The organism is Symplocastrum torsivum (genome assembly GCF_059505465.1).
The window spans coordinates 1-12,644 of record NZ_JCACKQ010000129.1 but is presented as its reverse complement, the minus strand read 5'-3'; the positions used below and the strand labels follow the sequence as shown (position 1 = coordinate 12,644).

Annotated in this window: 13 protein-coding genes and 1 pseudogene; 5 read left to right on the top strand and 9 right to left on the bottom strand. The window is 44.7% G+C overall.

Going from position 1 to position 12,644, the window contains the following annotated elements; all coding sequences use genetic code 11:
- Window positions 1-867 precede the first annotated feature (867 nt).
- Window positions 868-2,079: a glycosyltransferase gene (locus tag AC5JL3_RS32245; RefSeq protein WP_496078341.1), complete on the bottom strand. Its 1,212-nt coding sequence runs from the start codon at window positions 2,077-2,079 to the stop codon at window positions 868-870.
- 761 nt (window positions 2,080-2,840) lie between these two features.
- Window positions 2,841-3,917: a histidinol-phosphate transaminase gene (hisC, locus tag AC5JL3_RS32240; RefSeq protein ID WP_496078340.1), complete on the bottom strand. Its 1,077-nt coding sequence runs from the start codon at window positions 3,915-3,917 to the stop codon at window positions 2,841-2,843.
- Window positions 3,918-4,172: 255 nt separating this feature from the next.
- On the opposite strand from hisC, the pseudogene AC5JL3_RS32235 reads away from it, so the two are divergent.
- The 3 genes and pseudogenes from AC5JL3_RS32235 to AC5JL3_RS32225 all read left to right on the top strand — a co-directional run bounded on the left by AC5JL3_RS32235 (window position 4,173) and on the right by AC5JL3_RS32225 (window position 7,276).
- Window positions 4,173-5,192 (top strand): annotated as a pseudogene (locus tag AC5JL3_RS32235) (transposase).
- 53 nt (window positions 5,193-5,245) lie between these two features.
- The gene (gene gntT, locus AC5JL3_RS32230) at window positions 5,246-6,577 is read left to right on the top strand and encodes a guanitoxin biosynthesis MATE family efflux transporter GntT (protein ID WP_496078339.1); all 1,332 of its coding nucleotides are present in this window, start codon (window positions 5,246-5,248) and stop codon (window positions 6,575-6,577) included.
- 27 nt (window positions 6,578-6,604) lie between these two features.
- Window positions 6,605-7,276 (top strand): class I SAM-dependent methyltransferase, encoded by a 672-nt coding sequence (locus AC5JL3_RS32225; RefSeq protein WP_496078338.1) that lies wholly within the window; start codon window positions 6,605-6,607, stop codon window positions 7,274-7,276.
- On the opposite strand, the gene AC5JL3_RS32220 is transcribed toward AC5JL3_RS32225, so the two are convergent.
- From AC5JL3_RS32220 to AC5JL3_RS32200, 5 genes are all read right to left on the bottom strand, one after another.
- The gene (locus tag AC5JL3_RS32220; protein WP_496073122.1) at window positions 7,273-7,524 is read right to left on the bottom strand and encodes a transposase; all 252 of its coding nucleotides are present in this window, start codon (window positions 7,522-7,524) and stop codon (window positions 7,273-7,275) included. The genes AC5JL3_RS32225 and AC5JL3_RS32220 overlap by 4 nt on opposite strands.
- Complete coding sequence (locus tag AC5JL3_RS32215; protein WP_496078337.1) at window positions 7,496-7,786, bottom strand: transposase; 291 nt, start codon at window positions 7,784-7,786, stop codon at window positions 7,496-7,498. Before AC5JL3_RS32215 ends, AC5JL3_RS32220 begins: the two co-directional genes overlap by 29 nt.
- Before the next feature lie 103 nt (window positions 7,787-7,889).
- On the bottom strand, window positions 7,890-8,078 hold the full coding sequence (locus tag AC5JL3_RS32210; protein WP_496073779.1) for a hypothetical protein: 189 nt from the start codon (window positions 8,076-8,078) through the stop codon (window positions 7,890-7,892).
- Window positions 8,079-8,107: 29 nt separating this feature from the next.
- The gene (locus tag AC5JL3_RS32205; RefSeq protein WP_496078336.1) at window positions 8,108-8,251 is read right to left on the bottom strand and encodes a hypothetical protein; all 144 of its coding nucleotides are present in this window, start codon (window positions 8,249-8,251) and stop codon (window positions 8,108-8,110) included.
- Window positions 8,252-8,955: 704 nt separating this feature from the next.
- The gene (locus AC5JL3_RS32200) at window positions 8,956-9,303 is read right to left on the bottom strand and encodes a DUF4870 domain-containing protein (protein ID WP_496078335.1); all 348 of its coding nucleotides are present in this window, start codon (window positions 9,301-9,303) and stop codon (window positions 8,956-8,958) included.
- 237 nt (window positions 9,304-9,540) lie between these two features.
- Here AC5JL3_RS32200 and prfC point away from each other — a divergent pair, with 237 nt between their 5' ends.
- Both prfC and AC5JL3_RS32190 read left to right on the top strand, forming a co-directional pair.
- Complete coding sequence (prfC, locus tag AC5JL3_RS32195) at window positions 9,541-11,169, top strand: peptide chain release factor 3 (protein WP_496078334.1); 1,629 nt, start codon at window positions 9,541-9,543, stop codon at window positions 11,167-11,169.
- A gap of 77 nt (window positions 11,170-11,246) precedes the next feature.
- Window positions 11,247-11,972 carry a Uma2 family endonuclease gene (locus tag AC5JL3_RS32190; protein WP_496078333.1) on the top strand — a complete coding sequence of 242 codons (726 nt, stop codon included), beginning with the start codon at window positions 11,247-11,249 and terminating at the stop codon, window positions 11,970-11,972.
- 15 nt (window positions 11,973-11,987) lie between these two features.
- Here the strand turns inward: AC5JL3_RS32190 and AC5JL3_RS32185 are convergent, their stop codons facing one another.
- Window positions 11,988-12,230 (bottom strand): type II toxin-antitoxin system HicB family antitoxin, encoded by a 243-nt coding sequence (locus AC5JL3_RS32185; RefSeq protein ID WP_496078332.1) that lies wholly within the window; start codon window positions 12,228-12,230, stop codon window positions 11,988-11,990.
- 195 nt (window positions 12,231-12,425) lie between these two features.
- Window positions 12,426-12,644, bottom strand: a 219-nt coding sequence (locus AC5JL3_RS32180) for a hypothetical protein (RefSeq protein WP_496078331.1), incomplete at its 5' end; no start/stop codon positions are given.

Here is a 12,644-nt window from a genome sequence, read left to right as displayed (position 1 = left end):
GGCAAGCAGAAGATTTTGTCAATCTTGCTAAAACTCCTAAAATCCTACACTTGCTTGCCCCACATCAATCAAACAAGTTGTGTAGATACCCAATGACATAGATGATGCTACCCAGGTGGAGATAAAAGTGCCATTGTTGTCCCTTGGGGGTTGTTAATACGAGTTCACCGCTAAATCGAATTGGCTTCACGGCAGTCAACTAGCTAAGAGATAAAGTAAAAGTTTCTCATGACAGTTAAAAACCGTGTTTTCTTTCCTCCAAATTCAGGGTTTATATTCTGACAGATTTACAAGCGTTTGGGGACATTCCTCTACGCTCCATATTACGTGATTTCCTCTTATTATTACTAACACTCTTCTTTCTTAATGTCACTTAAAAATAACTAAGTTTACATTGTCTTCATTTTTAAGTGATATCTTTTTATTGAGAGAATTTTCACTTCATCTCTGGATTGATTGTAAAAAGTTTTATCCTCAATGATTATCAATTTAATCTCTGAACAAATAAATATATTAACTATAAATTTAGACTCTAAAAGCTGCGAAGGCAGCAGTTATTTTATTAACTGCTTACCGCAATAGTTAAACAGCAGTAAGGTTTAACTTTCAATATAAATTACTCCGTTTTAGCAATCAACCATTGGGATGCACCCAAAGCAACTAGTACAGCGCGGTGGAAATAAAGCTACTATTTACGCATCAATGAAACACTTGCAATGTAAGCATTTTGAATGCGAGAATTCCAAGGCAGCGGTACTAGCTTTATAGAGGACTGACCACTGATTGCTCATGACTGAGTACTAAGTGTTCTTTGCTCTCCAGCTACTTCCTGGAAATATGTAAGTTAAATCTGTGACAGCTTACAGCTTATACAGATGCGAGGGAGCGCTGCTCCCAACGGAGCCACATTTCGCTGTAGACATCTCTCACGACAGTGCGGGCATTATACGGCTGAGCAGCCTGTACACAGGATTCAATTGGATAATCCTCTGGATGTAGCAGTACCTTGCGTAAGGCGTCTGCGATCGCATCTGGAGTACGTTCTTCACAGACAATCCCACTGTCAGCAGAAAGCAGTTTCGGGGTTTCACCACATCGCGTAGTCACGACAGGTGTCCCGCAGGCGAGAGCCTCAAGGACAACCAAGGGTAAGCCTTCGTAGGCGCTAGTCAGAACAAAGGCATTGCAGATGCGATGCAAGTCTGCAAGTTCCGCTTGCTTGACTCCTCCGAGCATTGTTACCCGTTTAGACAACCCAAGTTGATTAATCTCAGAACGTATTTCATCAGCCAACTCTCCCTCGCCTGCTATGAGGAGGTGAATATTCGGCTCATTCAAAGCAGCAATAGAGCGGACTAGTAAAATGGGATCTTTCTGGGGATGTAGGCGACCAGCAAACAGGACGAAATGTGTATCCTTCGCTAAACCTAGCCGCTGTATAAGTTTATACCTCCCCTCCTCACGCTCCTCCAAAGCAAATGGGTAAAAAATCTCGTTGTCAACAGTGTTTTTGACGTAGGCAACACGCTCAGCAATCGTTGGATAACGCTGCCGATAAAGTTCTAGCGACTCAGTATTGCACGAGAAGACTTGAGTAAACTGATTAACTAGCATACCTTCGAGGGCAAAATAGGCGGCTGGAAATCGTCGCCAAAGGATCGCATTTTTATTACCCACAGATTTCATCTGCGTCTGAATATCATTGTGGATAAAAAGAGTTTTATCTCCCTGCCAATGAAGGGCTGCTACGGTTGGCTCTAGTCTATGAAAGTGCATGAAGTCGGAGGCAAAGGAACGCCCTAGTAGGGCAGCCGTATACTTTATTGTGGTCGGAACCAAGCTCCTGACGTTATCGTCTTGCAAGGTCAATACAGGAAGAAATTGAACGGCTCTCCCCGCTAATTCTGCTTCTTGCCACTTACCTATAGGTTGGGTTGAATCTTTTCCTGTTCCTACAAGCCGCACCTCAAACTCACTAGGAGCGTACTTGATAAAAAGGCTGATGATTGTCTGAATTCCGCCTATAGTACTGTGCCAAGGATTGAACTGGTAGAAAATAGTTAGAACAGGTTTACGCATAAACAATGATTCGGGGCAAATTTTGTGTAACTACCTATATAAAGTTCCCTAAGATGCAGCTAATAAAGAAACAATTCAGAGTAAGGCGAAGCATATCAGTCGTGTAGATAGCTTTTATGAGCTTTCCCACGTTTTTTGCTAAGAATGCTTCACGTTTACTTTCATCAATACCTACGAATATTCTCTGGTGGTATTGACACAAGAGAATTAAGCTGTCGTTCATTTAAATTGCATAAATCAAACGGGCATAGTGCCTATCCCTCAAGAAATATCTTTTCTTGAAGTATGCAATTAGATGATGGTCAGCTTATCAAAACTAACTTCGTGAGTAGCGCTAAGACGTTCAGCTTTAGGTAGACGTTTTACCCAAAGAGAAGGAGTCTCATGCGATCGCTAGCAGAACGGTAGCACCCAGTTAGTAGACGACGAAATATCTTAGATAAAGTTTCAAGGTGTTTTACGACTCAAGAGCGAAGAAAAGACCTTTGAGATTTTTTCCATCTTTGAAAGTGTCAGGCTAGGACATATGAATCAAATACATGCTGCGTCAAAAACGATACCATGCACCCTCTACCTGCACCCCTACTAGCTTGCTTCAGTAAAAAAATCCTTTACTTTCTGCAAATGTAGTTTTTCTTCATTTAACTATAACGTCCTTAGTACTGAATGATGATAAAGATTTGATAAATACCTCTAATAAAGTCTGCTCCAGAATTTATGTAACCTAGTGGATGAACCCCCACCTCTGATAAATTTTCGCTCTAGTGACTGTTGGGTTGGCTCATGGCAGATGTCAGCACGTTACCAAGTACCTTGATTAATGTTTCATTCTGCTCAGGAGTGCCAATCGTGATGCGTAACTTATCGTCTAACCGAGGTTGGTTGAAGTATCGGACTAAGATTCCACGTTGCTTAAGGGTTTCGTAGAGGTGTTGAGCGTTGCCTGATGGTGACTGCGCTAAGAGAAAGTTAGCTTGTGATGGTAAGACATAAAAGCCCAATTTCTCAAGCTCTCTAGCCATCTGGCTTCTGGAAGCCTTAATCTTCTCAGCATTAGCATTTTTGTGACTTTGATCTGCGATCGCAGCTGCTCCAACAGCAGAAGCAACAGCATCCACGTTATAGCTATCTTTAACCTTAATCAATCCTTCCAGCAGCAATGGGTTTGCCACACCGAAACCTAACCTCAACCCAGCCATTGAGTAGCCCTTAGACAAGGTTCTCAAAATGATCACATTGTCGTGCTGTTTTACCAATTCCAGTGCATCTGACTCGGCGAAATCTACATAGGCTTCGTCCACAACCAACACACCAGATAACTGTCTAGCTAGCTTATCCAGCAGTTCTACTGGCACAATAGTTCCAGATGGACTATTCGGAGAAGCGATAAACGTTACGGCTCCTTGAGCGGCAATTAATTGCTCAACTGGTAAGCTGTAGTCCTCGTGATAGGGGACTTCCACAAATTCTGCTCCTTGAATTTGTGACAAGGTGCGGTATAAGACGTAAGTGGGCATCGGATAAACCACTTGTCGCCGTGGCTCAGTGCAAGCACGAACAATCATCGTCAAAAGGTCATCACTACCATTACCGACAAGAATCCAATCAGCAGGTACTCCCAAGACTTGACTCGCAGCTTGGCAAAACGCTTTTGCCATGGGATCAGGGTAGCGCCGCAGAAGCTCTCCCGGCAATTCCTGTAGTACCTTCAATGCCTCAGGAGAGGGGGGATAGGGATTCTCATTCGTGTTTAACTTGATGACTTTTGCCTCTGGTGGTGGCTGCTCACCAGGCGCGTAACCGGACATATCATTAATATTTGGGCGAAAGTAAGTCATGAGATGACAAGCTAATGGTTGAGGTTTTTACTCAGATCTTGGTTTTACCTCAGAACTTACACCATTCTCGGTAAGCTACCAATCCCGCCCGGAACTTCCCTGGCGGATGATGCGAACGGTGCAAGCTCTCAGTTTACTGACAGGTTAGCGGACTTTACTTTACCCCATCTTGATTAGCGGGACTTAAACAAAAATAAAGATTAAAGCAAGTTATAATGTTTACGAAGCAAGCACTTCACGCTGAGGTTTCTCCCAATGAAAGAGACAACTCCTGCCGCCATGCCCCATGCTTTGACAGATGGTGTAAACGCTTTGATGATTTGTTGACGCATCAAGCGCAAAAACGGGAGTTTAGAAACTATATTGGGGGATTATTAGGGGAAAGCGAACGAAAAAACCTATCTCAAATGGCGGATAACGCGGTGGGAGTGACGTACCACCGATTGCACCCTTGGTGCGCCTGATTTCGGAGGAAACCTCCGAGGCGGCGCATCCGCTTTTTGACGGAAGCGCCCTGGAAGGCTCAAGAGGTAAATGAGCGCCGTTTAGAGGTGATGAAGAGGATATCGACCTGGCATTGTGCTGATTGATGCAGGCTATGGCAATAACACAACGTTTCTGAGCGAACTAGAAAAGAGGAGACTAAAATATTTAGGGGGATTAGCCAAAAACCGCAACGTGATAATTGAAATACAGGCAAATAAGCGAGAAGAGATCCGATTAGATGATTTAGCTGAATCATTACATATGGAAGCTTTCACTCCGATTCAACTCAATCTAGATAAACCCAAAACCGTTTGGGTGGCTCCTGTTGAAGTTGAACTCTCACAGCTAGAAGGAACGAGAACAATTGCTATCGTCATGAATGCTTGCTCCTTCCAACAAGCCAGTGATCTTGATTATTTTATTACGAATGTTGATGGCTCAACGGCGACAGCCGAATCGATAGTAACCACCTATTCTCAAAGAAACTGGGTAGACGGTTTCTATCGGGAAGCTCTCGTGCTGGTTGGGGCTATCCGAATATCAAATTAGAGACTCTCCGCAGTCTGCTAAGACATTTTATTCTTGTATTTTGTGCTTACACTTTCATTGTATGGCACACCTTAACAGGAGGATTAAGACGAAGGTGGGCATCCAAACCTTTAAACACTTTTGTTGATGCATGTTTAGGCGTTTCGCACAGCCATGTCTTTCCGTTTTGTTGAGTGGTTGAACCACAATCGTGACGTATTCGCCGCGAACATCGCTTCTTTAGGCTTTGTTTGGTCTTGAAATTTGTTTAAGTCCCGATAACAAACAACAAACAACAAACGACAAAAAGACCCATGGCTTTACACTTAATCTCTAAACAACACCGTGATGATTTTCGCCGTCGCTTCTTCCGGCTAGCGAGTGTCAATGTCCTCTCCAATCTCATGGTTCCCATCGCGGGTTTAGTGGATGTGGCGTTTCTGGGACACTTGGCAGAAATTCGTCACTTGGCTGGAGTTGCCTTAGCCACTGTTCTGTTCAACTACATCTACTGGACGTTTGGTTTCCTACGCATGGCTACCACTGGGACGACAGCGCAAGCGGTGGGACGTTCTGATGAAGATGCAGTGTTACTGGCTCTTTTGCGTAACGGTGTACTTGCGTTGGGCTTAGGGTTCATCATCCTAGTCTTGCAGTACCCGTTACGAGAACTTGGCTTTGCCTTGTTGAGTGCAACACCAGAAGTCAAGGCTTCGGGAATTGCCTACTACAATGCTTTGATTTGGGGCGCACCTGCAACATTGCTCAACTTTGTCTTGATTGGTTGGTTTTTGGGGCGTGAACAAGGTGGTAGGGTTTTGCTGTTGTCGGTAGTCGGGAATGGCACAAATATTGTGCTGGACTACCTGTTTATTGTCCGGTTGGGGTGGGAAAGTGCAGGCGCAGCTATTGGTACAGCGGCGAGTCAGTACTTGATGTTGATTGTTGGGGTAATTCTTATCTATCGGGAACACTGGTTTGGGAAGGTAAAGGCAGTAGTTGGACAAATTCTCGATCCATCTGCTCTGAAAGCTGGCTTTGCTCTCAATGGTGATATCTTAGTGCGTACTTTTGTCCTTGTTTCGACCTTTGCGTTGTTCACCAATCTCAGTTCGGGTTTCGGAACTGTTGTGCTAGCCACTAACACGTTACTTTTACAGGTAGTGACTTTAGCTGCTTACTTTATTGATGGACTAGCTTTTGCGACTGAAAGTTTTGCCGGAATCTTTCGCGGCAAAGGTGCGAGTGAGCAACTAGTTCCTTTAGTACGAATCTCTGGGGGAAGTAGTTTAATCATGGGACTCCTCTTCGCCCTTGTCTTTAACCTGTTTCCAATTTCTCTATTTGGGCTTTTGACGAACCATAAAGAGGTAATTGAGCCGATTCGCAATTATGTCGGGTGGTTAGTTCCTATTCTCGGCTTCGGATCGATCGCATATATGTTAGATGGGTACTTCTTGGGCTTAATGGAAGGGCGTATCCTCCGAACTTCAACAGTCATAGCAGCTTTAGTCGGGTTTGCTCCAGTCGCACTGCTGGCTTGGTGGTTCCACAGTAGTCAGTTGTTGTGGTTGGCTCTATCGTTGTTCATGGTAGGAAGAGTCGTTACCCTTGCGGTGAAAGTACCGAGGACGTTCAATAATTAGGTTCAGGAATTAGATCAGGAGGCATCAATGCAGCGAGTTACTGAACCGGAAGTTATGGATACTCAGGAAGAAGCGATCGCCTATGATGCGATGGACTTCACTGAGGTTAATACTGCCTTTGCTAAACGGGCGATTGAACTCGGTTCACTATCAGGCTTAATGCTTGATGCTGGGACTGGGACTGCACGCATTCCTATCCTTATTTGTCAAGAGCGTCCACAATGGCAAATTATCGGCATCGATCTTGCTGAATCTATGCTGCAAGTAGGTAGAAAGAATGTTGAGCAAGCTGGCTTACAACAACAAATTACCCTAGAATCCGTTGATGCCAAGCAGTTGCCTTATGCCGATGCTCACTTTGATATGGTGATTTCCAATAGCTTGATTCATCACCTACCCGATCCATTACCCTTCTTAAAAGAACTGAAGCGTGTTTTGAAACCCAACGGGGGAATCCTCATTCGTGATTTACTTCGACCAATGAATGAGGACATTATGAATGGCTTAGTGGATAGTATCGGGACTGAGTACGATGAGCATCAAAAAATGCTGTTTCGCGATTCTCTCCACGCCGCTTTTACCTTAGATGAAGTGAACCAGCTTGTTTCAGATGCGGGTTTGGAGGGTGCTAAGCTTTATCAATCTTCAGATCGCCACTGGACACTAGACCAGCTCGGCAGAAATAACCCACCAGCCTAGCCCGCATCTGGGAAACCCTCAAACTTCCATTGAAAGGGTTTAGCAAATGTGTGATTGTAATAAGCAATAAAGTTAATAATTTTTTGCTTGAGGTCTTGGGTTGAGGTAAAGTTACCTCGCTTAAGCAAGCGCCGCATCAAAATGCTAAACCAACATTCAATCTGATTGAGCCAAGATGTATGTTTGGGAATATAAACAAAGTGAATTCGATGCTTGGAGTCAGATAAGAAAGCTTTTCGAGTTTTCAACGAACAAGAGGATACCTGTTTTTTGCTTGACTCCCAAATCAGTCACAATACGGCAGCGTTCTGCTACCAGACGTACCAAGGATTCGGATTGATGAATGTTGAGTTGGTCAACAATGAAAATCCAGCCAGCTTCCGGGTCAGTGTCGAGAGTTCGAGCAATATGGTTTTTGAAATCTTCTTCTGTACGAGTAGCACCGATAGTTGGGTTAATTAGCTGACATGAGAGCGATATGCCAATTAGCCAACAGAGTTTGAGTGCCATGTCGAATGTACTCGAACTCTATACGCTTTATTGCTTCAGCGGCTAACTCAGTTGGAGTCCAATGACTGACAGGATAGCCCGATGCTTGAGGACTTTCACTTTTCTAAGCTACAATTTGAACGACCTGCTCTGTACTGAAGTAGTTAGTAGTCCCAGTCCGGTCGCGATCGCTTAAAACTCTGCTAATTAACGCCATCAACTCTCGGTCACTGCCATTTTCTGCTTCTACAGTTGCCAGTTGAGGAGTCGCCGCTAGCCATCTTTCTCGCCATAAGCGCACTTGACCCCACACGAAAAAGCAACTCTTGAGCGAGCTGGTTGTTACTCGCTCCAGTGGCAGCCAACAAGAGCAACTGCGATCGCCTCACCAGGCGATAAGGGAACGCGAGAGCGACGCACTATCTGTTTGAGTAGGGTTTGTTGTCTTGAGGAGAGGATAATTTTTTCCGCTTGGGGGTTGGGCATGGACTCTAGTTGTCAACTTGCTTGTCTTTTGAGCATTTGGTTATTGGCAGTTTACCTCAATTTTCACCCCTGTCTAGGCTGGTGGGTTACTTCTGCCGAGCTGGTCTAGTAGTCATCTGCCCTAGTCTGACAATTTACAAGAGATTGCATAAGCGATCCGAAACAATCCACAATCGCTTCCAAGAAACTGTAGACGTTAAACATACCCGCTTCCAGCTTTCTTTCCCCAAATCTCTAAGGGCTTTTTATGAGCATGAAATTAGCTGTGAGGATTAACGTAACCTTGTTACAGTATCCAGTATTCAAATGCGAACAAAGCAGACATTAGCTATTGAGGATAGGGTTAAACCAACAGCAAGCCACAAGATAAATTTGTTTCTAATTATAAAAAATGCCCTAATCTATACGATTAAGGCTAAAGCTTACACATGTTTTTTTGAGTGATGTTTACGCTGAGGCAAGGCTGATATCAAGTTGCATTCAAACACTGCACCTGAATATATAGCATTTCTCTGTTACGCGCTTGTACAGCAGAGAAACCTAACCCCCAACCCCTTCCCTGCAAGGGAAGGGGAGTAAGAATCAAAGCCTTTCTCCTTGTAGGAGAGAGGTCAAAGTGTACCGCATCTAACCGAGAACCTCTATAATGCAATGCCTCAGCTACTAGCTGAATGCCGATGGCTGACCGCTACAACGTGACAACCCTACACTACACGAAAGATAAACGGGTAGCGATAAGACTGGTTAGGATTGCCTAAAGACTGGAGGATTGCCAGAATTGGCGGTACCCAATGGAAAAGGAAAAATATTGGTATTAAGATTATCCCCAGCAATCCTAAGGTCAGGAAAACTAACACGCCAACAATCACTTCATATACCCACACATTGAGGTGGAAATTGATAGCTTCTTTAGCGCTTTCTTTGACAACTGGGTCATCTGATGTGAACAGTATTCCTATTGGTATCGCAATAGACAAAACCAAAGAACTAAAAAAGATTGACCCATGACTTAGCGCTGATAATAGCTTTCGCTTGTCTTGGTCGTATTCCATAAAAATGACTCCCTAATCCCATCAAAGCTTACTTAGCCTCTACCCACGACTGTATCACGCACCCTTATAAAGATAGGTCGTAAATGCCGTCCAGAATTGGGGAGGCTAACGCGAAAGAGTCAGAATCTAATTTATTAGACTTTTTAAACTAAGGGAGATCGAGGCGTCTTGCTACTGAACGGGAATCTCAATCACAAATATAATGATTCTTGAGAGTTCCCTAACGATGCTTTTTGGATGTCCACTGAAATTGAAGCTGAACTGCAAACTGCTGTTGAACATCGACGCAACTTTGCAATTATTTCCCACCCGGACGCGGGTAAGACAACGCTAACAGAAAAGCTCTTACTCTATGGAGGTGCGATTCACGAAGCGGGTGCCGTCAAGGCACGTAAATCCCAGCGCAAGGCTACTTCTGACTGGATGGAAATGGAGCAACAACGGGGAATTTCAATTACCTCGACGGTGTTGCAGTTTGAATATCAGGATTGTCAGATCAATTTATTGGACACGCCTGGTCACCAAGATTTTAGTGAAGACACCTATCGGACACTTGCTGCCGCCGATAATGCGGTGATGCTGATTGATGCGGCTAAAGGTCTGGAGACACAAACGCGGAAGTTGTTTGAAGTCTGTCGGCTGCGGAGTCTCCCGATTTTCACGTTCGTGAATAAACTTGATCGTCCCGGACGCGAACCGTTGGAACTGCTAGATGAGATTGAGCAGGAACTAGGGTTGCAGACGTATGCGGTAAACTGGCCGATTGGGATAGGCGATCGCTTTAAGGGTGTTTTTGACCGACGCAGCCAACAAATTCACCTATTTGAGCGGAGTGCCCACGGTAGCCGCGAGGCAAAAGATACGGTCATCGATTTAGGTGACCCTCGGCTTGAAGAGCTTTTGGCTCAAGACCTCTATTATCAGCTAAAGGAAGATTTAGAACTGATTGAAGGTATTGGTCCGGAACTGGATTTAGAACTGGTTCATCAAGGCAAAATGACACCAGTATTCTTTGGGAGTGCGATGACAAATTTTGGTGTCCAACTGTTTTTGGATGGCTTTCTGAACTATGCGCTTAAACCAGAAGGTCGCCTTTCCTCATTAGGTGAGATTCCCCCAACTTATCCAGAGTTCACAGGGTTTGTCTTCAAGCTACAAGCCAACATGGACCCGAAGCACCGGGATAGAGTCGCTTTTGTTCGGGTTTGTACGGGTAAGTTTGAGAAAGACATGACGGTGAATCATGCCCGCACTGGTAAGATAGTGCGTCTGTCAAGACCTCAAAAACTCTTTGCTCAAGACCGGGAATCGATTGATGTTGCCTATCCAGGTGATGTAATTGGATTGAACAATCCTGGAGTTTTTGCGATCGGTGACACGATTTATAACGGCAAGAAATTGGAGTATGAAGGGATTCCCTGCTTTTCTCCAGAACTATTTGCTTATCTGAGAAATCCCAACCCTTCCAAGTTCAAGCAATTCCAAAAAGGGGTTACTGAATTGCGGGAAGAAGGGGCAGTGCAAATTATGTACTCCGTGGATGAAGCGAAGCGTGACCCAATTCTTGCGGCTGTTGGCCAGTTGCAATTTGAGGTGGTGCAATTTCGCTTACAGAATGAGTACGGTGTTGAAACTCGGCTGGAGATGCTACCTTACAGTGTTGCCCGTTGGGTAGCGGGTGGCTGGGAAGCACTGCAAAAAGTGGGGCGTTTGTTTAACACGGTAACGGTGAAAGATAACTGGGGACGCCCTGTGCTGCTGTTTAAAAATGAGTGGAATTTGCAGCAGGTAGAATCTGACCATCCAGATTTGAAGTTAAAGTCCTCAGCACCTGTTTCGGCAGGGCAAGAACCTGTGTCTTTGTGATGAGTGAAGAAGAGCGATCGCGTTTTTGTATGAGATGCGATCGCTCGTGAACATCCCCACTAATATTTCATCTGGTTATGGTTTCTCAATTACAATCCCAAACGGAACAAGCACAGGTCATCTACCCAGATAGCGATGGAAAGCCAATGGCAAATAATACCAAGCAATTTCGCTGGATTGTAGTGATTCAGCAAAATTTGGATTGGCTGTATGCAAATGACCCAAATGTGTTTGTTGCAGGGGATTTGTTTTGGTATCCAGTAGAAGGAAAGCCAAAGATTGTGAATGCCCCAGATGTGATGGTTGTGTTGGGGAGACCTAAAGGCAATCGCGGTTCCTATCAGCAGTGGAATGAGGACAATGTCGCGCCGCAAGTAGTGTTTGAAATTCTCTCTCCTGGCAATACCCAAGAAGAAATGGAGAGAAAGCTACTGTTTTATGATCGCTACGGAGTCCAGGAGTATTACATTTATAATCCTGACAACAACCAGCTAAGGGGTTGGATACAGGATGAAGAGGGGTTAGATACGATTGCCTCACTCTCGGACTGGATAAGTCCACAGTTGGGAATTCGCTTTGATTTGTCTGGAGAGGAGTTACAGATTTATCATCCAGATGGAACGAGGTTCTTATCTTACACGGAGATTAATCAGCAGTTAGAGCAAGAACGACAACGGGTACAACAGGCAGAAGAACAGCTAGAGCAAGAACGACAACGCGCTGAGGCAGAACGACAACGTGCTGAAGCAATGGAAGAGTTGTTAAGGCAGTATCGCGATCGCTTTGGTGAATTACCTGAGTAAGTGAAAGTGCGATCATTATCTTCTTAACCTATCCGCGCAGGTGTTTCCAGCCAAAAATTCATGTAACTCTTTGACAGGAACCGGAGCATTGTAGATGTTCTCTTGTGATTCATAAACATCTTGGAACGATTCAATCGCCTCTTTGAGCTTCGTGATCGCATCGTCTTGTGTATTTCCTTGACCTACTAATCCGTTCTCCAAGCACAACGCCACCCAGTAGCCCGCACTTCGTCTTAAAACAACTGTGTAAAAGTCCATTTGCGTCTACTCCCTTTAATCGGCGGCATCAATTGGGGTTTCTCTAGTCTAGGGTGTAAACCCTTTAACTTACGATAGCAAGGGCGATCACAGCTTATCCAAGAAGTGCGCTCGCTTCCGTGAATTACCGGAGTAAACTAAACTGAGAGCGCACTCCTTCATCTTTTTTCTGCCACCAATGGTGTCAGTTTTTTATTAGCTTGATAGGTCAGGTTGAGTTTCAAAGCAGTTAATCAATTTCTGGATGTTGCGGGGAGATGTATGCAGCGTTCCCACTTCGTCACTCGCTAAGTCTAGATAACTGGTGTTTGAACTGAGGACGTTGTGACTGCCTACATAGGCGAATTTGTGATCGCAAACAGGACTTACGCAACTGTCACAAGCACGGACGCTGCTACGCCGCGCCGTGTACCA

What these genes read in the sequence shown, in the direction of transcription:
- AC5JL3_RS32200 (WP_496078335.1), bottom strand. Translation starts at nt 9,303, where the DNA reads ATGGAATACGACCAAGACAAGCGAAAGCTATTATCAGCGCTAAGTCAT.
- AC5JL3_RS32225 (WP_496078338.1), top strand. Translation starts at nt 6,605, where the DNA reads ATGCAGCGAGTTACTGAACCGGAAGTTATGGATACTCAGGAAGAAGCG.
- AC5JL3_RS32205 (WP_496078336.1), bottom strand. Translation starts at nt 8,251, where the DNA reads ATGCCCAACCCCCAAGCGGAAAAAATTATCCTCTCCTCAAGACAACAA.
- gntT (WP_496078339.1), top strand. Translation starts at nt 5,246, where the DNA reads ATGGCTTTACACTTAATCTCTAAACAACACCGTGATGATTTTCGCCGT.
- AC5JL3_RS32245 (WP_496078341.1), bottom strand. Translation starts at nt 2,079, where the DNA reads ATGCGTAAACCTGTTCTAACTATTTTCTACCAGTTCAATCCTTGGCAC.
- AC5JL3_RS32215 (WP_496078337.1), bottom strand. Translation starts at nt 7,786, where the DNA reads ATGGCACTCAAACTCTGTTGGCTAATTGGCATATCGCTCTCATGTCAG.
- AC5JL3_RS32190 (WP_496078333.1), top strand. Translation starts at nt 11,247, where the DNA reads ATGGTTTCTCAATTACAATCCCAAACGGAACAAGCACAGGTCATCTAC.
- AC5JL3_RS32185 (WP_496078332.1), bottom strand. Translation starts at nt 12,230, where the DNA reads ATGGACTTTTACACAGTTGTTTTAAGACGAAGTGCGGGCTACTGGGTG.
- prfC (WP_496078334.1), top strand. Translation starts at nt 9,541, where the DNA reads ATGTCCACTGAAATTGAAGCTGAACTGCAAACTGCTGTTGAACATCGA.
- hisC (WP_496078340.1), bottom strand. Translation starts at nt 3,917, where the DNA reads ATGACTTACTTTCGCCCAAATATTAATGATATGTCCGGTTACGCGCCT.